Here is a 24,141-nt window from a genome sequence, read left to right on the forward strand (position 1 = left end):
GGATCGGAAAATGCTCTAGCGACAGCCGTTTCTCAGAACTCTTCCCATGTCTCGCGGACGGCCGTCGCAGCTGAGCCGCGGGAGACCGGACGCGCGCCGCCCCCTGGCCGACTGCCCTGCGATGGAGGTCTGGCGGCCGGACGGGCGGATGCGGCGGATGCCGCGGATGCCGCGGGCCGCGTATCGGCCACGCGGAAAGCCGAAATCAGATTGACCAGTTCGGCCGTTTGATCCTTGAGCGAGTGTGTCGCCGCCGTCGTCTGCTCGACCATGGCGGCGTTTTGTTGCGTCACCTGGTCCATCTGATTGACGGCGGTATTGACCTCATGCAGGCCCGTGGCCTGCTCCTGGGCCGAAGCGGAGATCTGGACGATCAAGGTGTCGATCTCGGCAACCTTGGCGACGATGCCGCGCAGGGCGTCGCCGGTTTGTCCCACCAGGTTCACGCCCTGACTGACCTGCTGGGTCGAGGAGGAGATCAGGGTCTTGATCTCTTTGGCGGCGTCGGCGGAGCGTTGGGCGAGAGCCCGCACTTCCTGGGCGACGACCGCGAAGCCGCGACCCGCTTCACCGGCGCGCGCCGCTTCGACCCCGGCGTTCAGGGCCAGAAGGTTGGTCTGGAAGGCAATCTCGTCGATCACGCCGATGATGTTGCCGATTTCGCGCGACGAGCTTTCGATCTCGCCCATGGCGGCCACGGCCTGGTCGACCACGATGCCTGAGCGTTCAGCCTCGGTCTTGGCGCCCGCCACAACCTCGGACGCCTGCTTGGCGCCCGCTGCGGAGCGCCGGACGGTCGAGGTGATCTGGTCGAGGGCGGCGGCGGTCTCTTCCAGACTGGCGGCCTGCTGCTCGGTGCGGCGGGACAGGTCGTCAGCCGCGATGCCGATTTCATCCGAGCCGGCGCGGATATTGCCGGTCACACCCGAAATGCGACCCATGGCCTCCTCGAGCGTGCCAACGGCGCTGTTGAAATCGTCCTTCAGCTTCTGGAACTCGGGCTTCACCTCGTCGTCAAGCCGGCTGACCAGATCGCCCCGGGCCAGATGGGCGAGCGCCGTGGCCAGGCTTTCGACGAGCCGGTTCTGGCATTGCTCGTTCTCGATACGCGAGGCCTCAAGTCGCTGGCGATCGGCTTCGATGGTCTCGAGATAGATCGAGATGGCGAAGTCCATGTCGAGCATGACCGCCTTCATCAGGGCGCTGACAGCCTCGCCAGCCTGGGCGGGGTCGCCCTTGGCCATGAAGCCCTTGGGCCAGAGCGAGTCGACGGTAGCGCGCAACAGCCGGTCCATGACCAGGGCGTAGCCGCCGATATACCAGCGCGGCTCCAGGCCAATGCGCGCGTGAACCTGACCGATGGTCCGGACCGTATTGACATAGGTGTCGCTGAACTCGGCCTGGGCGATGACGTCCCAGTGCGCCGCCTGGCGACTGCTGGCGGCGTCCATGTGCCGCTCGTCCTTGAAGAACTTGCTGGTCTCTGGTGTGGTCTTGACCTTGCCGTAGAAGACGGAAAGCGCGGGGCTGATTTCCTTGCGAATGAGCGGCCGCAGATCCCGCAACGCCTGTCGCGCACGGTCATCCAGCCCCATAAACGCCACACGGTCGTTTAGGTCATGATCCTGGCTCATCGGCTTTGGTCCGTCCTGGGGTGCAGCGTGTGGGAGGACCCTCTGCCCGCATGCTTAACGCAGCCTTAAATATTCTCGCCCTAGGTGCGTCATCTCGCCACACTCGCCAAAGAGTCGCGACCGGCCGAGAGGCGCTTAGCCCCCCTGCTTCATGGTCTCCCGGGCGATGATCACCTGCTGGATCTGGCTTGTGCCCTCATAGATCCGGAAGATCCGCACGTCGCGATACAGGCGCTCGATGCCATAGTCGGCGACATAGCCGGCCCCGCCGAAGATCTGCACGGCACGGTCCGCCACGCGGCCGACCATCTCGGACGCGAACAGTTTCGAGGCCGCCGCCTCCAGCGTCACCCCCTGCCCCGCATCGCGCTTGCGGGCGGTCTCCATGACCAGAGCCTTGGCCGCCAGGGCCTCGGTCTTGCTGTCGGCCAGCATGGCCTGGATCAGCTGGAAGTTCGAGATCGCCTGGCCAAACTGCTTGCGCTCGCCGGCATAGGCCACGCAATCCTTGATCAGCCGCTCGGCCACGCCCACGCAGACGGCGGCGATGTGCAGGCGGCCGCGATCCAGCACCTGCATGGCCACCTTGAAGCCCTCGCCCTCCTCGCCCAACCGGTTCCAGGCCGGCACGCGGACATTGTCGAAGGTCACATCGTGGATATGGGCGCCCTGCTGGCCCATCTTCTTCTCGGGCTTGCTCACGGACAGGCCCGGCAGGCCGCTGGGGACCAGGAAGGCCGAGACGCCAGAGCCGCCCTTGGTCTCGGGACTGGTCCGGGCCATCACCGTGAACAGCGACGCCTTGCCGGCGTTGGTGATGTAGCGCTTGGAGCCATTGAGCACGTAGTCGTCGCCGTCGCGGATGGCCAGCGTGCGCACCGAGGCGCTGTCGGAGCCGGCTTCCGGCTCGGTCAGGGCGAAACTGGTGATGATCTCGCCCGACGCGATGCCGGGCAGCCACTTGGCCTTCTGCTCGTCGGTCCCGAACATCACCAGGCCCTGGCTGCCGATGCCGACATTGGTGCCGAACGCCGACCGGAAGGCCGGAGAGGTGCGGCCCAGCTCGACGCCGACCAGGCATTCCTCTTCCATGTTCAGACCCAGGCCGCCGAACGCCTCTGGGATCGACAGGCCAAACAGGCCCAGGCTTTTCATCTCGTCGATGACGTCCTGCGGAACCGCGTCATCCTCGGCCACCTTGGCCTCGATGGGCCGCAGGCGCTCGGCGACGAAGCGGGCGACCATGTCGAGCAGCTGGTCGCGGGTTTCGAGATCGAGGGCCATGGCGTTTCTTCCTGCGTCAAACACTTGTTTTGACGCCGACTGTAGCCCGCAGAATCAGGAATGGAAGGCCCGGCGCGGAGGCCGGGCCTAAATCACACTAGTGCTGATCGCGCTCCTGACGGGCCAGAACGCTGTTGCGCAGGCCAAACAGCACATAGACCGCCACGCCGATCAGGTGAGCGTAGAGGAAGTAGAGCTGGGTCTTGGTCGGCAGGCTGGAGAACAGATAGAGGCAGCCCAGGATCGCGCCCGAGGCCACGACCGGCCAGATCGGGGTCGAGAACACCCGCTGACGGCCCGGATCCTTGATCCGCAGGATGATCACCGACAGGCCCACGGCGATGAAGGCGGCCAGGGTGCCGGCGTTTGCCAGCTCGGCGATGTCCTTCAGCGACAGCCAGCCCGAGATCAGGGCCGACAGGGCGCCCGTCAGCAGGGTCATCAGCACGGGCGTGCCGGTCTTGGCGTTGACCCGGGCCAGGGTCTTGGGCAGCAGGCCGTCGCGGGCCATCACGAAGAAGATCCGGCTCTGGCCATACATGAAGGCCAGGATCACGGTCGGCAGGGCGACCACGGCGGCCAGGGCCACCAGCTGAGCGACCTTGGGGTGGTTCAGGCTTTCCAGGATGAAGACCAGCGGGGCCTCGCTCTTGGAGAACACCTCGGTGCGCGAGGCCCCGATCGAGACGGCGGCCACCACCATGTAGATCGCGGTGCAAACGGCCATCGAGCCGACGATGCCGATGGTCAGGTCGCGCTTGGGGTTCTTGGTCTCCTCGGCGGCGGTCGAGACCGCGTCAAAGCCGTAGAAGGCGAAGAAGATCAGGCTGGCGGCGGCCATGACCCCCACCTTGATCCCGTCGGCGTCGGGGGTGGCGGCAAAGCCCTGCGGCATAAACGGCGTGAAGTGGCTGATGTCGAAAGCCGGGATGCACAGCACCACGAACACGGCCAGGGCGATGATCTTCACCGCCACCAGCACCATGTTGACCGTGGCGCTCTCCTTGGTGCCAAGCGCCAGCAGGCCGGCGACGGCGAAGGAGATGATCACGGCGGGCAGATTGACGATGCCGCCCATGTGGGGGCCGGCCAGCAGGGCTTCCGGCGTGCCGATCATGCGGAACAGGCCCGTGGCGTGGGCCGACCAGCCGACGGCGACGGCGGCGCAGACCAGGGTGTATTCGAGGATCAGGCTCCAGCCGACGAACCAGGCCACCGGCTCGCCCATGGCGACGTAGCTGTAGGTATAGGCGCTGCCCGAGGCCGGGATCATGGTCGACAGTTCGGCATAGCAAAGCGCCGCGCAGGCGCAGACCGCGCCGGCGATCAGGAAGGACAGGATCACGCCCGGTCCGGCCAGACCCGCTCCGATGCCGGTCAGGGTATAGATGCCGGTGCCGACGATGGCGCCGACACCCAGGGCGACCAGGTGCGGCCAGCTCAGGGTCTTCTTCAGTTGATGGCCGTCATGGCCCGCCGCGATGGCGTCGATCGACTTGCGGCGCGTCCAGAAACTCAAGGCTATTCCCTCCGACTTGGTCTTCCGCCGCGACCATGGGCTGGGCGACGTGTTTCGCCAAGACGTGCGCGATCGGCTGGGGCATTTCCTGCCAAAGATTGTCGGTGGAGCGGGCTTTGCCCGCAAATTCTCTCCGGCGAGCCGCGACGCCTAGAAGAAGGCCCGCGTCAGGCCATAGGCCAGCGCGGCCACAGCCAGGGTGGAGAGGCCCAGGGCCGCAGCCAGCTTTGGTTTGACCTGCAGCAGGGCGGCGGGACCCAGCTTGGCCGAGATGGCGCCGACGCCGGCCAGAAGCAGGAAGCTGGACAGGGTGGCCAGGGTGGCGACCAGCGCCTCGGGCAGCAGGCCAAAACCGCGCAGGGCGGCCAGGGCGGCGAAGCCCAGGACGAAGAGCGGCGGCCCCTTGAAGCTTGTCTTGCCGCAGCCGTCCTGGGTGCGGCTCAGCAGCACGCCGATCAGCACCACCGCCGGGCCCAGCCAGACGATGCGGGCCAGCTTGGCCAGGGCTGCGGCGCTGGCGGCGTCCGGCGAGACCGACGAGCCCGCGCCGGCCACCTGGGCGACGTCATGGATCGAAAGACCGAAAAACACGCCGGCCTGGTGGGCCGTAAAGCCCAGGGCGTGGGCGATCGGCGGATAGGCCAGCATGGCCACGGTCGACAGCAGATTGACCCCGATGATCACCAGGGCGGTCGTGCGCTGGTTGGCTGGACTGGCCGGCGCGGCCTGCGCGGCGGCGAGCGCTGCGGAGGCGCCGCAGATCGAACAGGCCGCCGCCGCGATCAGGGCCTCGGCCAGGGGCAGTCCCAGAGCCATACCGACGCCGGCGCCGACGGTGAGCCCGCCCAGCACCACGGCGCCGCTGGCCAGGATCGCAGGCCCGCCCAGCAGGGCGAACTCGCTCCAGGTGATCTGGGCGCCCATCATGGCCACGCCCAGACGCAGGCCCGGCTTGGCCCAGATATCGAGACCGGCCGCCAGCCTAGCGCCCAGGCCCAGGGCGCCCAGGCCCATGCCCAGCACCACCGCCAGAAGCGGGGCCGGCGCGTGCAGCAGGTGGGACAGCGGCTTGGCCAGCAGGGCGATCACGAGGCCCGCGATCAGGCCCGGCCAAAGCTTGCCCGCCTCGAAGCGGAAAGCGCCCAGTCTGGCGACGGCGGCGTTCATCCCTGAACGGGCGCCGGGTCGAGGCCAAGTGTCTTGTCGGCCAGGGCGCAGCGGCGACCCAGGCGCTCGTTGAGGCGGCGGACGGTGTTGCTGCCGGTGCGCTCGAAGGCGAAGGGCAGCAGGCCATGGATCAGGCAGGCCAGACCCGCGCCGATCAGGGTGAAGCCAAAGCTCCAGGCCACGCCCATGTGCTGACCATAGGTCTCGCCAACCGCTTCCGGATGGCGCGTGAACGGCTTCAGCATGAGGACCCCCGATTCGTCGTCAGGTGTCCCAGCATGAAGCGGAACCGGAGAATGGCATTACTGGATGCGCTGCCGTTTTCACCGTATGGAGAACTTCATTCTCGAACGGGCCGGAAATGAAGATGATTGATCTCGATCACATCGACCGCAGGCTGTTGGCGATCCTGCAGGAAGACTCCACCGTCCCGATCGCCGAACTGGCCGAACGCGTGGGCCTGACCCAGACGCCGTGCTGGAAGCGGATCAAGCGGCTGCAGGACGCCGGGGTGATCACCGCCCGCGTCGCCCTGCTGGACCGCGACGCCCTGGACCTGTCCCTGACCGTGTTCGTGGCCGTGAAGACCGGCCGCCATGACGAGGCCTGGCTCGCGACATTTGCCGCCGGGGCCCGCGCCCTGCCCGAGGTGGTCGAGTTCTACCGGATGAGCGGTGAGGTCGATTACCTGCTCAAGGTCGTGGTCCGCGACATCGCCGCCTATGACCGTTTCTACAAGCGCCTGATCGCCACGGCGCCGCTCACCGACGTGTCGTCCAGCTTCGCGATGGAGCAGATCAAGTTCACCACCGCCCTGCCGATCACCACGGCCTGATGGCGTCTTGATCCTGTCACCCTTGCAGCCTCAATTGCGGGGGCGACAGCGGAGGGCGGACCATGGACACGACGCGACGGGGCTTGTTGATCGGCGGCGCGGCGCTGGCCCCGGCCCTTGCGGTCGCAGCGGAGACCGCGGTCGATGCGAAGGTCCCGCCGGCGATCCGCGCCCATCTGGGCGTCACCGAAAATCCCTATGGTCCCAGCCCCGCCGCCCGCAAGGCGGCCATGAAGGCGCTCGACGACACGCCCTATTACGCCTGGTCGCTGGAGCCGCCGTTGATCGCGGCCATCGCCAAACGCGAGGGCGTCGATCCCGATAGGGTGGGCCTGTGCAACGGCTCGCTTGAGGCGCTGTCGCTGCTCTCGGCCCATTTCGCCAAAACCGGCCCGATCGTCGCGCCCCAGCCGACCTATGCGACGCCCCTGCTTTATGCCGAGCGCCAGGGCGCCAAGCTGGACTGGATCCCGGTCACCGGCGACCACCAGATCGATCTGCCGGCCCTGGCGGCAAGGGCCGCAGGCGCGGGCTGCGTCTATGTGTGCAATCCCAACAATCCGACGGGCCTGCTGATGGACCCGGACGCCCTTCGGACTTTCTGCGTCGCGGCAGCCAAGTCCGCCCCCGTGATCGTCGACGAAGCCTATATCGAGATCAGCCCCGATCCCGTTCGCCACTCGATGATCGACCTGGTCAGGGCCGGCCACGACGTGGTGGTCGCCCGCACCTTCTCCAAGGTCTATGGCATGGCCGGCCTCAGGGTGGGCTTCATCATCGCCCAGCCGCAGCGGGTCAAGCAGCTGAAGAGCCTGATCCCGACCCACAAGGGCCGGCCCGGCCTGGCGGCGGCCCTGGCCTGCTATGGCGACGCGACCTATCTGACCGGAACCAAGGCCTATCTGGAAGGCTGCCGCGAGAAGATCTACGCCATCTGCAGGGCCAACGGCCTGGGCTACCTGCCGTCGTTCGGAACCTATGTCTTCGTCGACACCGGCAAGCCGAACCTGGCGTTCCAGAAGACCCTGGCGGCGATGGGCGTCGAGGTGCGGGTGTTTGACAGCCCCCTGCACCCCACCTGGATCCGGGTCGGCACCGCCAGCCCGGCCGAGCTGGATATCTTCGCCGAGGTCTTGCCCAAGGCGCTGAAGGCCTAGCTCGCTCCCCCTTCAGGAGGGCGATGGGCCGGCCCGAAGGCAGGATGATCTGGCGGTGACTGTGACACCCGTCACATACGGCGTCACGATCGTGGCCCAGGATGGACGCTGGTAAAGGCGCGCCAAGTCCTGCGCCCCTTTCCCGTGATGAGAGTACTGTGGGGACCGATGACCGGTGTAGTTTCTCGTCCGCGGGCGGATCTCGCGCGTGCGGAGGGCCTTAGGCCACGCGTCGCGTGGGATCCGGCCAAGCGCGTCTTCGACGTCGTTGCGGCCCTGGCCCTGCTGGTGTTCTTCGCGCCGTCGCTGCTGCTGGTGGCCCTGCTGATCCGCCTGGAATCGCCCGGCCCGGTGCTGTTTCGCCAGGCGCGGGGCGGCCTGAGCGGGCGGCCGTTCATGATCTACAAGTTCCGCTCCATGCGCTGCGACGACAGCGGCGAGACCGTCGTGCAGGCGGCGCGCGTCGATGACCGGATCACCCGCGTGGGGCGCTTTATCCGCAAGACCAGCATCGACGAACTGCCCCAACTGCTGAATGTCCTGAAGGGCGACATGTCTCTGGTCGGCCCCCGTCCCCACGCCCGGGTCCATGACGAGCACTATGGCGGACTGATCCCCGGCTACGCCCTGCGCCAACGGGCGCGTCCGGGCCTGACGGGCCTGGCCCAGATTCAGGGGCTGCGCGGCGGCACCGAAGATATTGAATCGATGGCCCGACGCGTCAGGGCCGACATCGCCTATATCGAGACCTGGTCCTTCGCGGCCGACCTGCGGATCATGCTGCTGACCGCCCCGCACCTGCTGGGGGCGGAAAACGCCTACTAGAGCATTTTCGAGCGAAGTGGATTCCGGTTCGCGTGAAGAAAATGCGTTAAAACAAAGAACTAGAGCTCCGGACTGACGCAGTCAGGACGGAAAATGCTCTAGGCTCTAGTCCGGCCACAGATCCTGGATGTCGCCCTTGCGGTTGAGCATGTGGGTGGCCCGCTTGATCACCGCCAGCAGGCGCTCCTTTCGACCATCGCTATCGTAGGTCAGGGTCGTGCGGGCCAGGCCTTCCAGCATGAAGCGGGCGAGGTCGCGACTGGCCTGGAACCGCGGGCCGGCGCCGGCGTGCAGGATCTTCAGGAAGTGGTCGCCGGCCTGGGCGCGATCGAACTCGGCCTGGGCCGGGGCCAGCAGGGCCTGGATGGCCGGATCGGTGCGACCGGCGGCTTCCAGTTCGGCGAAAGCCATGAACGGCACGCTCTGCAGCAGGTCCCAGTAGCTGTCGATGGCGTGCTCGGTGACGTCAGCGCCCAGCGGCAGGGTGTCTGCCGCCGCGCGGAACAGGGCCGAACGCTCGGCCTGGACATGGGCCACGGCGGCCTCCACCAGCGCCTCGCGGGTCGGGAAGTGATACAGCATCGCCCCCCGCGTCAGGCCCGCCGCATCGGCGATCACCGGGTTGCTGGCGGCGTGATAGCCGATCTGGGCGATCAGCTTCATGGCGCAATCGAGAATCCGCGCCCGCGTCTTCAACGATTTCGGGGTGTCCTTGGCAAGGCGGGCAGCGTCCATCGTCCTGATCTAGTGCGGGCCATGCTGCATCGCAACAGTCGTTCGCCGCCTTGCGCCGCGCGGCGCGGCATGGCGGCGCTCGCCACGCGCCCTGCCTGGTGTCCGCCCTGGTCCGGCGCCTGTTTTCGAGGCGAAACGACGCCCTGCCGAGGGGCGCCGGAGACGGGCCAAAGGTTACCAAAGGCTGAAGGCCGCGGCCGGGTTTCATCAAAGCGACATGCAATCAGCTTAATCGCCGGATCTCTCGCCGAAGGTCGCGACCAATCCGGGGGCGGATCGACCAGGCGCAGCTACCGGGGACCCGCATGAGCGCCGAATCCGCTGTCCGCCACTATCGCAGCATCTTCATCAGCGACCTGCATCTGGGCACCCGGGGGTGCCAGGCCGAGCTGCTGCTGGACTTCATCCGCCATGTCGAGTGCGACACGCTCTATCTGGTCGGGGACATCATCGACGGCTGGAAGCTGCGCAGCGGGTGGTACTGGCCGCAGGCCCACAACGATGTGGTCCAGAAGATCCTGCGTCTGGCCCGCAAGGGCACCGAGGTGATCTATGTCCCCGGCAATCACGACGACCGCATCCGCGACTTCTGCGGCGTGCATTTCGGCGGTGTCGTGGTGGCCCGCGACGTGATCCACGAAACCGCCGACGGCAAGCGCTATCTGGTGGTTCACGGCGACGAATTCGACGGTGTGGTGCAGCAGGCCAAGTGGCTCGCCTTCCTCGGGGATTGGTCCTATAGAACCATCCTGATGCTGAACACCTTGCTGAACCGCGCTCGGCGACGCATGGGTTTCGGCTATTGGAGTCTCTCGGCCTATCTGAAGGTCAAGGTGAAGAACGCTTTGCATTTCATTGAGAACTTCGAGTCCGCCGTGGCCGACGAGGCGCGCCGCCGGGGCGTCGACGGCGTGATCTGCGGACACATTCACAAAGCCGAGATGCGCGACATAGACGGAATCACCTACGTCAACGATGGTGACTGGGTGGAAAGCTGCACCGCCCTCGTCGAACATGCCGACGGTCAACTTGAAATCCTCGAATGGGCCAAGCTACGCTCGTGGTCGGTGATCGACCGCAAGCTGGCGGCGCCCGCCACCGAGCCCCTGCCGGAGCCTGCCGCCGCCTGATGCGGATACTTCTCGCCACAGACGCCTGGGAACCTCAAGTCAACGGCGTGGTTCGCACCCTCACCCGGGTGGTCGACGAACTGCGCGCCATGGGCCACGAGGTCGATGTCGTCAGCCCTGACCAGTTCCCCACCTTCCCGCTGCCGACCTATCCGGAAATCAAGCTGGCGATCGGCGCCTATGAGCCGGTGCAGGACCGCTTCAAGTCGTTCGAGCCCGAAGCGATTCACATCGCCACCGAGGGTCCGATCGGCCTGGCCGCCCGCCGCATCTGCCTGGAATGGAAGCTGCCGTTCACGACCAGCTACCACACCAAGTTCCCGGAATATGTCTCGGCCCGCCTGCCTTTGCCGCTGGCCGCCGGCTACACCTATATGCGCTGGTTCCATAAGCCCTCCGGGCGCCTGATGGTGGCCACGCCCACCATGCGCGACGAGCTGGCCAAGCACGGGTTCCGCAATCTCTCGCCGTGGTCGCGCGGCGTCGACACCGACGTCTTCAAGCCTCGTGCTGCGGGCGAGCCCGACCTGTTCGCGGGCCTTGCACGCCCGATCTTCCTCAATGTCGGCCGCGTGGCCGTCGAGAAGAACATCGAGGCCTTCGCCAGCCTGGATCTGCCCGGCACCAAGGTGGTGATCGGCGACGGTCCCCAGCGCGAGGAGTTGGCCGAGAAATATCCCGAGGTTAAGTTTCTGGGCGCCAAGTTCGGCGAGGAGCTGGGCCGCTATTTCGGCTGCGCCGACGTGTTCTGTTTCCCCTCCCTGACCGACACCTTCGGCCTGGTGATCCTTGAGGCCATGGCCGCCGGCGTGCCCGTGGCCGCCTTCTCGGCCCCCGGTCCGATCGACATCATCCCCGGCTCCAACGCCGGCGCCCTGGCGCCGGGCCAGACCGACGGCCTGAAAGAGGCCTGCCTGGCGTGCCTGGACCTGGACAAGACCGTGGTCCGCAAGTTCGCCGAGGGCTTCTCGTGGCGCGCCTGCGCCGAGGAGTTCTTCCGCAACCTGCAGCCCTATCCCGAGCCGGAAAAGACCCGGTTCTGGCGGCGGCTGCGCCGGCTGGCGCGACTGCGCGGCCGGACGGCGGCCTAGACACGGCTTCGCAGCCTCGCGCGGAAACCGCCGAGTGGATGGGAAGGGTCGCGGAGCGTCCAGGCCTCGCCCGGATGTGAGTGTGTAGAAGTACCGTTTCGACGAAGACGAACGCTCCGCGCAGCCGTTATCCGGTGAGCCCTCGGGGCGCGGGGTTTTAACCCGCTTCCGACGTTAGGCCCCCGACGGGCGGAGAGGTAGCGAACCTCACCCGGACCGCATGGGCGATTTCGGCCCATGCCTGTCGCGCATCGTGCGGGCGTCGCCAAAGGGCGTTCCCGGCGGTCCCGATCCGGCTTCAACGCGTCCGGCCCCGCAAGGACCGATCCGCTCCACCAGACCCTGCCGGGCCTTCGACGACGGCCGACGGGCGCTTCCCGCTCGACCACCCCTGACAGCCGCAACGGTCGCCGTACGTGCGCCCTTCCCGTGCTGTCAGGTGAGATTGATTATGCGGGAGGTTTCGGCGCGTCTGATTGGCGCGATCAACTATTTTACAAGCGGTTGATTGGACTGGGTTTTGTTCCGGAAAGAACGGGGATTGAGCGCGGTTTATCCCCTCAAGTCCTCCCCCTGAAGGGGGAGGCGGCCGGAGGCCGGTGGGGGAAGACCCCTCCGACTCAGCAGCACTACCCCCTCCGATCACTTCGTGATCGCCTCCCCCTTCAGGGAGAGGACTTAGGAGCGCGTCCCGCCCCCTTCGCGCCGAAGGGAGCCATCCTTAAATCTCACGGCGAGACGATCGCCGGTCTGACCAGGTTGCTCAAGGACCGGTCTGCGACCGGCCGCTCCGCGGCGGCCCGGAGGGCCGTCCTTGACCAACCTGGTCAGACCGGCACGCTGCAGCCTCCAAGAGATTTAAGGATGACCGGGACGCGGGGCGTCCGCTTATAGGAGGGAAGGCAAAGCGTGCTTCCGACCCAAGGCAGAAGTTCAGATGGTCCGCTAACCGGCAAGTGCGACCACCTCGTGCAGGGTTTCAACCGTAGCGCCAGGATTATTGGGCAGACTATCTGGCCAGGCTTGGCCGCATCGGAACCATGCAGTCTCCATACCCACCGCCGCCGCTCCCAAAATGTCTGCGCGGGGATTGTCGCCCACGAAAAGACACTGCTCCGGCGAGAGGCCCAGCCTAGTCGCCGCACGCAGAAATAGCTGGGGGTCAGGCTTGCGAAGACCCTCCGCCTCGGAAACCAGCACCTCATCTACTAGTTGCCGTAGGTTCAGCGCCTCAAGGTGCCGCGACTGAAAAGCGCAGTCGCCATTCGTCACGATCCCGAGGCGTTTGCCGGCGCTCCGAAGCTGCACCAGGACGCGGGTCATGCCATCGAACGGTTGGGCATGTCTGCAGCAGTTCTCCGCGTAATCGGCGAGGAGCTGGTCCGCCGCTGCGATCTGCCCGCCGAACTCATGCAGCAGAACCGGGTAGACCTTGGATTTTGGCTGGGAACCGCGCGCGTCCAACTTGAGGAATCTCGCTTCCCAGGTGGAATAGTCGACGGGCCCCAGGTGTTCACTGAAGCGAGCGAACTGGTCCCTTAGGAAGGACTGCAGCGAAGTGGTGCGGTCCAATAGCGTCTCATCAAGGTCGAAAAGGACTGCTTCGGACATGCCTCAGGATCAGAGGAGCCTGACGTCCGCGCAAGGGCCAACTTCCACCCTTCTCTGACCTTCGCGATGCCCGCTTCCCGCGCCCCCTATTCCCCGTCGCCCTTGCGCCGCAGGCACGGCTTGAGGATCACCTTGTCGATCCGCGAGCCGTCCATGTCGACGATCTCGACATCGAAGCCGCCCAGTTCGACGATCTCGCCCTCGCGGGGGATACGGCCGAGGCGGTCGAGAATCAGGCCGGCCACGGTGTGGTAGCCACCCTCGGCTTCGAAGGCCTCGCCCAGGGCGTCGTTGAGTTCCTGGATGTCGAGGCGGGCGTCGACCAGCCATGAGCCGTCTTCGCGACGCAGGATGCGGGTCTCGGTGTCGTCGTGACCCTCGGGGAAGTCGCCGGCGATCATTTCCAGCAGGTCGATGGGGGTGATCACCCCCTGAACCGAGCCGAACTCGTCGACCACCAGGGCCATATGCAGAGGCGTCTGCTTGAACAGGGCCATGGCGCGCAGCAGCGACATGGTCTCGGGGATGGCGATCGGCTGCTGGACGTGGGCGAGCACGTCGATCGGGCCACCGGAGAGGGCCGCGTCGAGCAGATCCTTCTTCAGGACCACGCCGATATCGCCGTCGAGATCATCATCGGTGGCGACCACGATACGCGAATAGCGGCAGGCGCGGATCTCGGCCAGAATCTCCTCGGGGGTGTCGGCCAGCGAGATCCAGAACAGGTCGCGGCGCGGGGTCATGGCCACCCGGACCGGGCGGTCGCCCAGGCGCAGCACCTCCTGGATCATCGAACGCTCTTCCGGCTCGATCAGGCCGGCGTCGGCGCCTTCGGCCAGGACGGTCTCGACCTCTTCGGCGGTCATGTCGTTGGTGCGCTCGTCGCGCACGCCCATCAGCTTGAGGATGGCGGCGGTCGAGACGGTCAGGATGGTCACGAAGGGACGCAGCACCAGGGCGACAATGGCCAGGAACGGGGCCATGCGGCGGGCGATGGCGTCAGGGAACAGCAGGGCCAGGCGCTTTGGCACCAGCTCGCCGAGAATGACCGAGACATAGGTCAGGCCGATGACCACCACGATGGTGGCGATGATCTCCGAATGGGGCCCGATCACCGGCATGGGCTCAAGCCAGAGGTCGAGCGCCGCAGCGATGGTGGCCTGGCCATAGGCGCCGGCCAGGATGCCGATCAGGGTGATGCCCACCTGCACGGCCGACAGGAACCGGGTCGGATGCTCGGCCATGGCCAGGGCCAGCTTGGCGCCCTTGTCACCGCGATCGGCGAAGGTCTGGAGCCGGGCCCGGCGGGCGGAGACAACCGCCAGTTCAGACATGGAGAAAACCCCGTTCAAAAGAACGAGGAGAAACACGACAGCGAGCGCGAGGAGGATCATAGCCCTAGGGGGTCAATGACACGGCGCCGGACGGCGACCGCGACCCTGACTTCCTTGCGCGGCGAGGGTGAACCGTTGACCCACTATACAAAAGAAATCGCCGCGGCCCATAGGGCCGCGGCGAGGTAAGTTTGGTCGGGGAAAAAAATTTAGGCGTCTTACGAGGCCGGACGCGCCATCGAGGTCTTGTTCTTGACCACGTTCTTCTGGGCTTCGTGCTGGCCGGGGGGCAGCGGGATCAGACCGCGACCCTGCAGATAGCCACCGCGACCCGAAGCGGCGTCCGAGGTGAACTCCGACAGGAACTCGGCCAGGCCCGGCGTGACGCCGATGCTGGACTTCTTGACGTAGATGTAGAGCGAGCGAGCCAGCGGATAGGAGCCGTCCGAGATGGTCTGGGCGTTGGGCTTCACGCCGTTGACGGTCGCGCCCTTCACCTTGTCCATGTTCTCTTCGAGGAACGAATAGCCGAACACGCCCAGCGAACCGGGGGTCTTGGTCAGGGTGCCGACGATGGCGTTGTCGTTCTCGCCAGCATCGATCCAGCCGTCAGCGCGCAGCGGGTCGACCTTTTGCTTGAACAGCTTTTCGTTGTTCGAGCGCAGTTCGTCGGCGGTGGGGAACTTGCGGGCGCCGGCCTCGATGGCCAGTTCCACGAAGGCGTCGCGGGTGCCCGAGGTGGGCGGCGGGCCATAAACCTGGATGCGGTTGCCCGGCAGGCCCGGACCGACGTCATCCCAGCTGTTGTTGGGGTTCTTGACCCACTGGCCACCCTTCAGGATCTGGGCCGACAGGCCCAGGAACAGGTGCTCGGTCTTGAAGTTGTAGTCAGCGCCGTCCTTGTCGGTGGCGACAACGATGCCGTCGAAGCCGATCTTGATCTGGACGATGTCCTTGATGCCCTTGGCGGCGCAGGCGTCGAACTCGGACTTCTTCATCGGACGCGAGGCGTTGGCGATGTCGGGGAAGCCTTCACCGGCGCCCGAGCAGAACAGCTTGATGCCGCCGCCGGTGCCCAGCGATTCGACCTTGGGGGCCTTCTTGCCGGTCTTCTTGGCGAAGTTCTCGGCCACGCGGGTCGAGAAGGGGAAAACGGTCGAGGAGCCGGCAGCCCAGACATAGTCGCGAGCGGCGTGGGCGGGGACGGCGGCGAGGCCCGACAGGGCCACGGCGGCGGCCGCGCAGGAAAGAAGCTTCTTCATGGAGAACTCCTGGAAATCTCTAAGGCGTGGGGAGGAAGCAGGCCGCGCCCAGCGCGGCCTGCTTGATAGTCAGTCTTAGAAGTCGAACTGGGCGCGCATCTGGAACGTGTCGACGTCGACATCGTTCAGCTGCGTGTTGACGCCCGTGGTCAGAGGGTTGTCGTTCGAGGCCTTGGTGTAGTTGGCCATGAAGCGAACGTAGGGGTGGGGGTACCAGTTCAGACCAGCGGTCCAGGCCGTGTACTTGCCGGCCGTGGCGACGCCCTTCAGATCGGTCAGGTCGACCGAGTCATAACGCAGGGCGACTTCCCAGGCGCCCATGCCGCCAGCGGTCATCGGCGACAGGATGCGCGTGCGGTTGAACTCGCCGCGAGCGGCTTCGTAACGGCGGGTCTCGCCGGTCAGGAAGAAGCTGCCGGTGACGTAGAAGGCGTCCAGATCAACGTCCGAGGCCGTACCGGTGCGGTCGGACGTGATGCGGGCGTATTCGGTCTGCAGCGAGAACTGCTTGTGCAGGACGGCAGCTTCCAGGCCGATCGTCTTGTCGTGGACGCCGACAGCGCCCGACGAGGTGTAGCGCGCGCCGTAGTTGGTGTTGTTGCGGACCTGATAGGTGAAGTTGGCTTGGTCGCCGCGATCGCGGTAACGGCCCCAGACGCCCAGGTGAACGGTGGTGGTGTCGGTGATGATCGGCGCGAAGGTGGCGCGGCCGTTGTAGCCGAAGGTTTCCTTCGAGCCCGTGGCGAGGTTGGTGGAGACATCGGCGCTGTTCAGGCTGTCGCCGGACAGAGCAACGGCGGCGGTCCAGTTGGGGCCGTTGGTCTTGACTTGCAGGTTCATCACGCGACCGGCGTTGATGAAGTCGTTGAACGCGCCGCGTTCCATCATCGTGTTGTAGCGCGAAGAGGTGATGTCTTCGAGCGAGACGGTCTTGAAGTTACCGACGATGATCGAGGTGGTTTCATTGGCCTTGTATTCCAGCGTGAGGTCTTCCCACTGGGTCGAGCCGCCGCCGCTGGAGATCGCCGCCTCGGCCTTGTAGGCCCAGTTGCCGTTCCAGGTGCCTTCGACGCCCAGACGGGCGGTGCGCAGGCGGGTGTTCCAGGCCTTGAAGTCAACGCCGGTACCGGTGCGATCAACGTCCTGATAGATGACATCTTCGTACACGCGACCGCGGACCTTGAAGGTCAGGGTGTCGTTGGCGAACTGAGGCGCGCCCTTCCAGCTGGTGGTCGTGTCTTGAGCTTGAGCCGAAACGCCCAGGCCGAGCGCGAGCATGACGCCCAGCGCCGAACCGCCGACCAGCGAGGTCTTGGTGATCATGTGAGAATTCCCCTTAAGGCTGCTCCTGGCCTCTCACCCCTCTTGCGAGGAGCGGGATCAGGATGACAGCGGCTTAACGGGCTCCCATGACGGTTCAGGCACCGATTTGTGACAGCCTGACGACAAGCGTTTTCAAGGGGTTAACCTGTGGCCAACTAGACACATAATCCTCAGTCGTCAGAGCAAACGGCTGCGAATGATCTGCGACAGCAGGTCGATCAGCGACACGGCCACCACGATGACCAGCACGATGCAGCCGGTCTGGTCGTACTGAAATCCGTTGACGGACTCCAGAAGCACCTGGCCGATGCCGCCGGCCCCGATCAGCCCCAGCACGGTGGCCGAGCGGCTGCTGGATTCGAAGCGGTACAGGGCATAGCTGGTCCACAGCGGTGCGACCTGCGGGATCACGCCCCAGACGATTTCCTGCAAGGGCACGGCGCCGGTGGCGCGCACGCCCTCGACCGGGCCCTTGTCGATCGACTCGACCGCCTCGGCGAACAGCTTGGCCAGCACGCCGCCGGTGTTGAACATCAGGGCCATGACGCCGGCGAACGGCCCCAGGCCCACGGCGGTGATGAAGATCAGGGCCACCACCAGGTCGGGCAGCGAACGGATCAGGTCCAGCGCCCGGCGCACCGGCTGCTGGATCCACACCGGGGTGATGTTGCGCGCGCCCAGCAGGCCCAGCGGAATGGCGACGATGATGGCCAGGGCGGTGCCCCACAGCGCCATCTGGATGGTCTGCCACATCTTGCCGATATAGGTGGACCAGTCCATTTCCATGAACAGCTTGGCGTCGCCGAACGGCGCGAAGAAGCCGGTGGCGAACTCGCGCATCCGGCCCGCCTCGGTGAACAGCTGCGGGAACTTGTCGATCTCGGCCGGCCTGAAGCTGATGATCAGCAGGCCGATCACCCCGCCCCACAGCAGGATGTCGAAGGCCAGGGCCGAGGCCGACTTCTTCGGCGGCGGCGGGATGGTGTCGCTGCTCATGGACAGGCTCAGTTGGCCGGCGCGGGCAGACCGGCCTTGCCCTCGGCGGCGAGACGTTCGGCCTTGACCCCGTCGAGAGTCTTCTGGGCGGCGGCGATCTTGGCCGCGTCGCCGGTTTCCTTGGCCAGGCCAAACTGCTCCAGGGCTTCCATTTCGCGCACCACCAGCAGGTGGGTGTCGTCGGCGGCCAGGAAGCCGCCCATCGACAGCTTGGCCAGGTTGGCGCGCTGCTGGGCCGCTACGGGCGTATCGCCCTGGCCATAGGTCAGGAAGAACTGGCGGACCTTTTCCTTGGTCACCGGATCCAGCGTCTTGCGCCAGACGATCGGATCTTCCGGCAGGGTCGGCGATTCCCAGATCACCTTGACCTTGTTCAGCTGGGCCGCGCCGCGATCACCGTTCAGGCGCAGGGCCGTGGTGTTGTTGGTCGCCGCGTCCAGCTTCTTGTTGGCCACCGCAAACAGGTTGGCGTCATGGCTGGCGCTGAGCACGGTCTTGAAGCAGGTGTCAGGCTTCTTGCCGGCCGGGATGAACACATAGGTCATCGGCGCCAGGGTGCCCGAGGTCGACTTCTTGTCGCCGATGCCGAAGTCGAGCGTCTTGTCGCACTTCAGGAGATCCTGCAGCGTCAGCTTGCTGTCGGCCGGCACGATGATCACCGACTTGTAGCCATCGGTGCCCGACGGATCGAAGGTGCGGGCGAAAACCTCGCCGCCCGAACGGCGCACGGCTTCCAGGCCCGACTGGTTGGAGAACCAGCCCACATCGGTCTGGTCGGCGGCCATGGCCACGATCAGCGACGAATAGTTGGACGAGAAGAACGGCTTCACCTTCATGCCGGTCTGCTTTTCCATGTCGGCCAGGATGGGCTTCCAGTAGCTCTCCATGTTCTGGGCCGACTCGGTCGACAGGATCGAGAACACGATGGTGTCCTTGGGCCCCTCGGCGACCGGCTTGGGCGAGCAGGCCGACAGGGCCAGGGTGGCTGCGGCGGCGATAAACAGGCTGCGGCGGATCATTGCGGAGCTCCTTCCCAGAATACGTCCTCGAATTCCGGGCCGTAGATGTCGATGAGTTGTTCGCGTTTCAGGCCATCGGCCGGGCCGTCATAGACCTTCTTGCCGGCCTTCAGGGCCACGACCCGGTCGCAGTAGCGCAGGGCGTAGTCCACCTGGTGCAGGGTGACGACCACCGTCAGGCCGTCGGATTTGTTGAGATCGCGCAGGATCTCCATGACCTTGCGGGCCGAGACCGGATCGAGCGACGCCACCGGCTCGTCGGCCAGGATGATCTTGGCCTTCTGGACCAGCGCCCGGGCGATCGCGCCGCGCTGCTGCTGGCCGCCCGACAGGGTATTGGCGCGCTGGGCGGCGTAGTCGGAGACGCCGACCCGGTGCAGGGCGGCCATGGTCGCGGCCTTGGTCTCGTCGGGCCAGGCGCCGAACACGCCGCGCCAGAACGGGATGCGCCCCAGTGAGCCAAGAGCTACATTGCTGAACAGCGACAGGCGGCCCACCAGATTGAACTGCTGGGCGATGAATCCGATGCGCACGCGGGCCTTGCGGACCTGGTCGCTGACCTTGCCGCGAGCCTGCACGGGTCCGCTGAAGGCGGTGATCACGCCGTCGCCGCTCTTGTCGTCTTTCGGCGCGTCGATGGTCTGCAGACCATCGATCGAACGCAGCAGCGTGGATTTGCCCGAGCCCGAAGGGCCGATGAGCGCGATCATCTCGCCGCGACGAACGTCGAGCGAAACGGCGTCCAGCGCACGACGAGACCCGAAGGTCTTGGAGGCGGCGCGGATCGAGAGAACTGGGTCCGACGTCATGGTCGGGGCGAATCCTTAACGGGGTTTCTGGCCAAGGGGAATGCGTTCACCGCTTTGGCGGCGGTTCGCAATGGATTTGTGACAGAGGGTGGATCAAATCACCTCAGGACCGGCCCCCAAAAGGGACTTTACATCGGGGGGCTATGCCCCTATTTCGCACGGCTCCGGCGGACCCGAAGTCCTCATAAGCGCTGCTAACGCCGGCTAGGTTTAACTTTTGCAGGGGTCTACGTGAATTGCACACGTACCATGAACCCCTGGACCTGGTCCGTGAGCGGTCACCGGAACGTCCCGTCGCACTCGTGCGACCCGACGCGGTGTCCGTAGCGGCGCGCTGGTTCCAGGCTGAATTTAAAGGCGACGTCTTTTACGCGGTGAAGGCCAACCCTTCGCCGTGGGTGATCCGCGAGCTGGTTGACGCCGGCGTGCGGTCGTTCGACGTCGCGTCGCTCAACGAGATCGAGCTGGTGGGCGAACACGCCCCGGGCTCGCGCATGGCCTTCATGCACCCGGTCAAGAGCCGGGTGGCGATCTCGGCCGCCTATTTCGATCATGGCGTGCGGACCTTCTCGTTCGACACCCACGAAGAGCTGGCCAAGATCCTCGACGCGACCGGCAACGCCAAGGACCTCAACCTGATCGTCCGCATGGGCGTGCAGGCCGAGGGCGCGGCCTACAGCCTGTCGGGCAAGTTCGGCGTCGAGCCGCACGATGCACCGGCCCTGCTGCTGGCCGCTCGCCGCGCCACCCAGGACCTGATGGGCGTCAGCTTCCATGTCGGCAGCCAGTGCATGCGGCCCACCGCCTATCAGGCGGCCATGGCCCAGGCCTCGCGCGCCCTGGTTCGCGCCGGCGTGCTGGCCGATGTCGTGGACGTGGGCGGCGGCTTCCCGTCGATCTATCCCGGCATGGTGCCGCCGGTCATGTCCGAATATCTGGCCGCCATTGATCGCGGCTTCGCCGAGATGATGGTCCACGAGTCGACCCAGCTGTGGTGCGAACCCGGCCGGGCCCTGGTGGCAGAAGCCTCCTCCTTGCTGGTCAAGGTCGAGCTGAAAAAGGGCGACGCGCTGTATCTGAACGACGGGTCCTATGGCTCGCTGTTCGACGCGGCGCACATGAAGTGGCCCTTCCCGGTCAAGCTGTATCGCAAGAACGGCCCGGCGGGCGGCGAGATGGTCGAAGACAGCCTCAAGCCCTTCCGCTTCTACGGCCCCACCTGCGACAGCATCGACCACATGCCCGGCCCGTTCTATCTGCCGGAAAGCGTCGACGAGGGCGATTACATCGAGATCGGCATGCTGGGCGCCTATGGCGTGGCCATGTCGACCCGCTTCAACGGCTTTGGCGAGAACGAGACCGTCGAGGTCCAGGACGCGCCCATGGCCTCGATGTACGGCCTGGCCAAGCGCTCGATCCCGACCCACAAGCCGGAATCCGAAGAGCGTAAGGTCGTTCGCTTCTCGCGCCCCAAGGGTGCGGCGGGCAAGAAGCGTCGTCGGCGCTAGCCGTGCGCTTCCTGCGGGGTCTGAATACGTTCCGGGCCGAAAGGCCCTGGGGCGCGCTCGATGTCGGTTCGGTTGACGGGACCACCGTTCGCCTGCACTGGACCGACCAGCCCTATATCTGGCACGTCAATGATGGCCCCGAGGTGTTCATCGTTCTGTCGGGAACGGTGGATATGCACTGGCGCAAAGACGGCGCGGAAAGCGTCGAAAGACTGAACGCTGGCGACGCTTGCTACGCGGAGACAGGCGATGAACATGTCGCCCATCCGATCGGAGAGGCCCGCATCCTGGTCGTCGAACGCCAGGGCAGTGTCTGATAAACCCCATGCGGGACAGGGCGACTGTCCCGCTCCCGCCCGCCGGTTGCTCCGTCCCGGCTGCGGGGCTGCTGCGACGGGCGCTCAAACCAAAGGGAAACCCGCGAGATGAACGCACCCGTTCCGAATACCAAGGCCGAGCTGCTGCAAAACGTCGTCGAGCACATCGACATCGCGTCCTTCGACGCCCGCCCGATCATCGACGCGATGCGCAAGATGTCGTTCAGCAGCCGCGACACCGCCCGCGCCGCCGACATCTTCAACATGGCCCTGGAAGACAAGTCCTGCTCGCCGTGGCTGATCCTGGCCGGCTCCACCTCGGCCGGCGGCTGCATGCACGTCTATCGCGACATGGTGCAGAACGGCATGATCGACGCCGTGGTCGCCACCGGCGCCTCGATCGTCGACATGGATTTCTTCGAAGCCCTGGGCTTCAAGCACTATCAGGCCGCCGGCGCCGTCGACGACAACGTGCTGCGCGAGAACTATATCGACCGCATCTACGACACCTATATCGACGAAGAAGAGCTCCAGAACTGCGATCACACGATCCTGGAGATCTGCAACGCCCTGGAGCCGCGCGCCTATTCCTCGCGCGAGTTCATCTGGGAAATGGGCAAGTGGCTGTCCGAGGGCAACGCCAAGAAGCCCGGCTCGCTGATCCAGACCGCCTATGAGCAGGGCGTGCCGATCTTCTGCCCGGCCTTCGTCGACAGCTCGGCCGGCTTTGGTCTGGTCAAGCACCAGAAGGAGCGCATCGCCGCCAAGCAGCCCTATCTGATGATCGACGCGGTCGCCGACTTCCGCGAACTGACCGACATCAAGATCGCAGCCGGCACGACGGGCCTGTTCATGGTGGGCGGCGGCGTTCCCAAGAACTTCGCCCAGGACACCGTGGTCTGCGCCGAGATCCTCGGCGTCGAGGCCGACATGCACAAGTATGCGATCCAGATCACCGTGGCCGACGTGCGCGACGGCGCCTGCAGCTCCTCGACCCTGAAAGAGGCCGCCAGCTGGGGCAAGGTCAACACCACCCACGAGCAGATGGTCTTCGCCGAAGCCACCACCGTGGTGCCGCTGATCGCCTCGGACGCCTATCACCGCGAAGCCTGGAAGGGCCGCGAGCGTCCGCGCTGGAACAAGCTGTTCGGCAAGTAGGCTTGATGCCCACGGTTTGAAAATGCAGGGTCCCCGAAAGCGATTTCGGGGACCTTTTTCATGTCGGCTTCTTGGCGTTCTTCCTGGACCATCGGTCTTGCCGGCCTGCTCCTCGCCAGCTGCGCCACCGTCCCGGCGGGCGCGCCGGACGGTCGCTACCTGGCCAAGGGCATGTTCGACGCGCGCGACCACCTGCCGCCGCCGCCCGCCAAGGGCTCGCCCGAGGGCCTGCGCGACCGCGAGATCTTCCTGGCCACCCGCTCGCTGAAGGACACGCCGCGCTGGTCGCTGGCCAAGGCCGACAATGTCGAGGAGCGCATCCTCGAAGGCTATGCCTGCGCGCTCGGCGTCAACCCGACCTTGCAGACCACCCCGAAACTGGCCGCCACCCTGCTGCGGATGAGCCGGGACGTACGCTCGGCCGTGGCCGGACCCAAGCTGAAATACAAACGCCCCCGGCCCTACCTGTCGGCGGCGGGGCCGATCTGCGTGAAGAAGAGCCCGGGCCTGTCGCTGTCGCCGGACTATCCGTCCGGCCATTCGACCTGGGGCTGGAGCGTCGGTCTGGTTCTGGCCGAGGCCGCGCCCGACCGGGCCGAGGCGATCCTGGCCCGGGCCAGGGCCTTTGGCGAAAGCCGCATTGCCTGCGGGGTCCACAACGCCAGCTCCGTCGAGGCCGGCCGGACGAACGCCCAGAACCTGTTCGCGGCCCTGAAGACCTCCCCCGCCTTCCAGGCTGACCTCGCCGCCGTCCGCGCCGAGCTGGACGCCGCCCGCGCGGCGGGCCCCGCGCCCGACAAGACCCACTGCGACGCCGAGGCCGCCCTGATCGCCCAGCCCCTGCTCTGAGCTTGCGGGAGAGGCCGCGCGCCTCTACCTCTTGGCCATGGCCCATCACGCCGCTTGCGAGCACGATCACGACCACCACGGCGTCGCCGGTTCCGCCCTCGCGGCCGAGCTCGAGGCCGCCGAAGCGCGCTGCGTGGCGGCCGAGCAAAGGCTGACCGCGCCCCGTCGCCGGGTGCTGGAACTGCTGCTGCAGGCCGGCCAGCCGGTGAAGGCCTATGACCTGATCTCGACCTATGCCGTCGATGGCCCCCAGGCCAAGCCGCCGACCATCTATCGCGCGCTGGATTTCCTGGAAAAGCAGGGCTTCGCCCACCGCATCGAGAGCCTCAACGCCTATGTCGCCTGCCGCAAGGAGGCTGACGGCCACGCTGCCGCCTTCCTGATCTGCGACTGCTGCGGCGCCACCCGCGAAATCGAGCCCCGGGCCAGCGCCGAGATCATCGCCGCCGGCGCGGCGGCCGGCTATGCCCTGACCGGGGTGACGATCGAGGCGCACGGGCTGTGCGGGGCCTGTCGATCCTAGCTCATCTGCCCCCTACGGGGGCGGACGACCGCGAAGCGGTCAGGTGGGGGCAAGT

General features: G+C 66.2%; 23 protein-coding genes. 10 read left to right on the forward strand and 13 right to left on the reverse strand.

Annotation, left to right across the window (positions count from 1 at the left end; all coding sequences use genetic code 11):
* Nucleotides 1–32: 32 nt before the first annotated feature.
* From ACN2C7_RS18030 to ACN2C7_RS18050, 5 genes are all read right to left on the reverse strand, one after another.
* Entirely contained in the window at nucleotides 33–1,634 is a 1,602-nt protein-coding gene (locus ACN2C7_RS18030; RefSeq protein ID WP_419318859.1) for a methyl-accepting chemotaxis protein, read from the reverse strand.
* A gap of 135 nt (nucleotides 1,635–1,769) precedes the next feature.
* Nucleotides 1,770–2,918: an acyl-CoA dehydrogenase family protein gene (locus ACN2C7_RS18035; RefSeq protein ID WP_419252936.1), complete on the reverse strand. Its 1,149-nt coding sequence runs from the start codon at nucleotides 2,916–2,918 to the stop codon at nucleotides 1,770–1,772.
* A gap of 97 nt (nucleotides 2,919–3,015) precedes the next feature.
* On the reverse strand, nucleotides 3,016–4,437 hold the full coding sequence (locus tag ACN2C7_RS18040; protein WP_419318860.1) for an amino acid permease: 1,422 nt from the start codon (nucleotides 4,435–4,437) through the stop codon (nucleotides 3,016–3,018).
* Between the two features lie 150 nt (nucleotides 4,438–4,587).
* Complete coding sequence (locus tag ACN2C7_RS18045; RefSeq protein ID WP_419318861.1) at nucleotides 4,588–5,604, reverse strand: putative sulfate exporter family transporter; 1,017 nt, start codon at nucleotides 5,602–5,604, stop codon at nucleotides 4,588–4,590.
* Complete coding sequence (locus ACN2C7_RS18050) at nucleotides 5,601–5,849, reverse strand: DUF6356 family protein (RefSeq protein ID WP_419252939.1); 249 nt, start codon at nucleotides 5,847–5,849, stop codon at nucleotides 5,601–5,603. The genes ACN2C7_RS18045 and ACN2C7_RS18050 overlap by 4 nt, the downstream gene beginning before the upstream one ends.
* Nucleotides 5,850–5,965: 116 nt before the next feature.
* Between ACN2C7_RS18050 and ACN2C7_RS18055 the strand changes: the two genes are divergently transcribed.
* The 3 genes from ACN2C7_RS18055 (at nucleotide 5,966) to ACN2C7_RS18065 (ending at nucleotide 8,421) form a co-directional block, all read left to right on the forward strand.
* Entirely contained in the window at nucleotides 5,966–6,439 is a 474-nt protein-coding gene (locus ACN2C7_RS18055) for an Lrp/AsnC family transcriptional regulator (RefSeq protein ID WP_419318862.1), read from the forward strand.
* Nucleotides 6,440–6,501: 62 nt separating this feature from the next.
* On the forward strand, nucleotides 6,502–7,596 hold the full coding sequence (locus ACN2C7_RS18060; protein WP_419318863.1) for a pyridoxal phosphate-dependent aminotransferase: 1,095 nt from the start codon (nucleotides 6,502–6,504) through the stop codon (nucleotides 7,594–7,596).
* A 168-nt stretch (nucleotides 7,597–7,764) separates the two neighbouring features.
* Nucleotides 7,765–8,421, forward strand: coding sequence for an exopolysaccharide biosynthesis polyprenyl glycosylphosphotransferase (locus ACN2C7_RS18065; RefSeq protein ID WP_419318864.1), 657 nt, complete (start codon nucleotides 7,765–7,767; stop codon nucleotides 8,419–8,421).
* Between the two features lie 105 nt (nucleotides 8,422–8,526).
* Here the strand turns inward: ACN2C7_RS18065 and ACN2C7_RS18070 are convergent, their stop codons facing one another.
* Nucleotides 8,527–9,156 carry a TetR/AcrR family transcriptional regulator gene (locus ACN2C7_RS18070; RefSeq protein WP_419318865.1) on the reverse strand — a complete coding sequence of 210 codons (630 nt, stop codon included), beginning with the start codon at nucleotides 9,154–9,156 and terminating at the stop codon, nucleotides 8,527–8,529.
* A gap of 305 nt (nucleotides 9,157–9,461) precedes the next feature.
* Between ACN2C7_RS18070 and ACN2C7_RS18075 the strand changes: the two genes are divergently transcribed.
* Nucleotides 9,462–10,286, forward strand: a complete 825-nt coding sequence (locus ACN2C7_RS18075) for a UDP-2,3-diacylglucosamine diphosphatase (RefSeq protein WP_419318866.1) — start codon at nucleotides 9,462–9,464, stop codon at nucleotides 10,284–10,286.
* A complete protein-coding gene (locus ACN2C7_RS18080; protein ID WP_419318867.1) occupies nucleotides 10,286–11,377 on the forward strand; it encodes a glycosyltransferase family 4 protein in 1,092 nt (363 codons plus the stop codon). The genes ACN2C7_RS18075 and ACN2C7_RS18080 overlap by 1 nt, the downstream gene beginning before the upstream one ends.
* A gap of 945 nt (nucleotides 11,378–12,322) precedes the next feature.
* Here the strand turns inward: ACN2C7_RS18080 and ACN2C7_RS18085 are convergent.
* From ACN2C7_RS18085 to phnC, 7 genes are all read right to left on the reverse strand, one after another.
* On the reverse strand, nucleotides 12,323–12,988 hold the full coding sequence (locus ACN2C7_RS18085; RefSeq protein ID WP_419318868.1) for an HAD family hydrolase: 666 nt from the start codon (nucleotides 12,986–12,988) through the stop codon (nucleotides 12,323–12,325).
* An 86-nt stretch (nucleotides 12,989–13,074) separates the two neighbouring features.
* Entirely contained in the window at nucleotides 13,075–14,382 is a 1,308-nt protein-coding gene (locus ACN2C7_RS18090) for a hemolysin family protein (RefSeq protein WP_419318869.1), read from the reverse strand.
* Between the two features lie 158 nt (nucleotides 14,383–14,540).
* Entirely contained in the window at nucleotides 14,541–15,584 is a 1,044-nt protein-coding gene (locus tag ACN2C7_RS18095) for a substrate-binding domain-containing protein (protein ID WP_419252947.1), read from the reverse strand.
* Nucleotides 15,585–15,659: 75 nt separating this feature from the next.
* A complete protein-coding gene (locus tag ACN2C7_RS18100) occupies nucleotides 15,660–16,907 on the reverse strand; it encodes an OprO/OprP family phosphate-selective porin (RefSeq protein WP_419318870.1) in 1,248 nt (415 codons plus the stop codon).
* 177 nt (nucleotides 16,908–17,084) lie between these two features.
* Nucleotides 17,085–17,903 (reverse strand): phosphonate ABC transporter, permease protein PhnE, encoded by an 819-nt coding sequence (phnE, locus tag ACN2C7_RS18105; RefSeq protein WP_419318871.1) that lies wholly within the window; start codon nucleotides 17,901–17,903, stop codon nucleotides 17,085–17,087.
* 8 nt (nucleotides 17,904–17,911) lie between these two features.
* Nucleotides 17,912–18,922, reverse strand: coding sequence for a phosphate/phosphite/phosphonate ABC transporter substrate-binding protein (gene phnD, locus ACN2C7_RS18110; RefSeq protein ID WP_419318872.1), 1,011 nt, complete (start codon nucleotides 18,920–18,922; stop codon nucleotides 17,912–17,914).
* On the reverse strand, nucleotides 18,919–19,731 hold the full coding sequence (gene phnC, locus ACN2C7_RS18115; RefSeq protein WP_419318873.1) for a phosphonate ABC transporter ATP-binding protein: 813 nt from the start codon (nucleotides 19,729–19,731) through the stop codon (nucleotides 18,919–18,921). Before phnC ends, phnD begins: the two co-directional genes overlap by 4 nt.
* 236 nt (nucleotides 19,732–19,967) lie before the next feature.
* Here phnC and ACN2C7_RS18120 point away from each other — a divergent pair, with 236 nt between their 5' ends.
* The 5 genes from ACN2C7_RS18120 to ACN2C7_RS18140 all read left to right on the forward strand — a co-directional run bounded on the left by ACN2C7_RS18120 (nucleotide 19,968) and on the right by ACN2C7_RS18140 (nucleotide 24,086).
* Entirely contained in the window at nucleotides 19,968–21,239 is a 1,272-nt protein-coding gene (locus tag ACN2C7_RS18120; RefSeq protein ID WP_419318874.1) for a type III PLP-dependent enzyme, read from the forward strand.
* 2 nt (nucleotides 21,240–21,241) lie between these two features.
* A complete protein-coding gene (locus ACN2C7_RS18125) occupies nucleotides 21,242–21,556 on the forward strand; it encodes a cupin (protein ID WP_419318875.1) in 315 nt (104 codons plus the stop codon).
* Between the two features lie 108 nt (nucleotides 21,557–21,664).
* Nucleotides 21,665–22,714, forward strand: a complete 1,050-nt coding sequence (locus tag ACN2C7_RS18130) for a 1,9-bis(guanidino)-5-aza-nonane synthase (RefSeq protein WP_419318876.1) — start codon at nucleotides 21,665–21,667, stop codon at nucleotides 22,712–22,714.
* 60 nt (nucleotides 22,715–22,774) lie between these two features.
* Nucleotides 22,775–23,563: an acid phosphatase gene (locus tag ACN2C7_RS18135; RefSeq protein WP_419318877.1), complete on the forward strand. Its 789-nt coding sequence runs from the start codon at nucleotides 22,775–22,777 to the stop codon at nucleotides 23,561–23,563.
* A gap of 37 nt (nucleotides 23,564–23,600) precedes the next feature.
* The gene (locus tag ACN2C7_RS18140) at nucleotides 23,601–24,086 is read left to right on the forward strand and encodes a transcriptional repressor (RefSeq protein WP_419318878.1); all 486 of its coding nucleotides are present in this window, start codon (nucleotides 23,601–23,603) and stop codon (nucleotides 24,084–24,086) included.
* The last annotated feature ends 55 nt before the right edge of the window (nucleotides 24,087–24,141 follow it).

Source organism: Caulobacter sp. ErkDOM-E (assembly GCF_048541895.1).
In the GTDB taxonomy this organism is placed as follows: Bacteria; Pseudomonadota; Alphaproteobacteria; order Caulobacterales; family Caulobacteraceae; genus Caulobacter.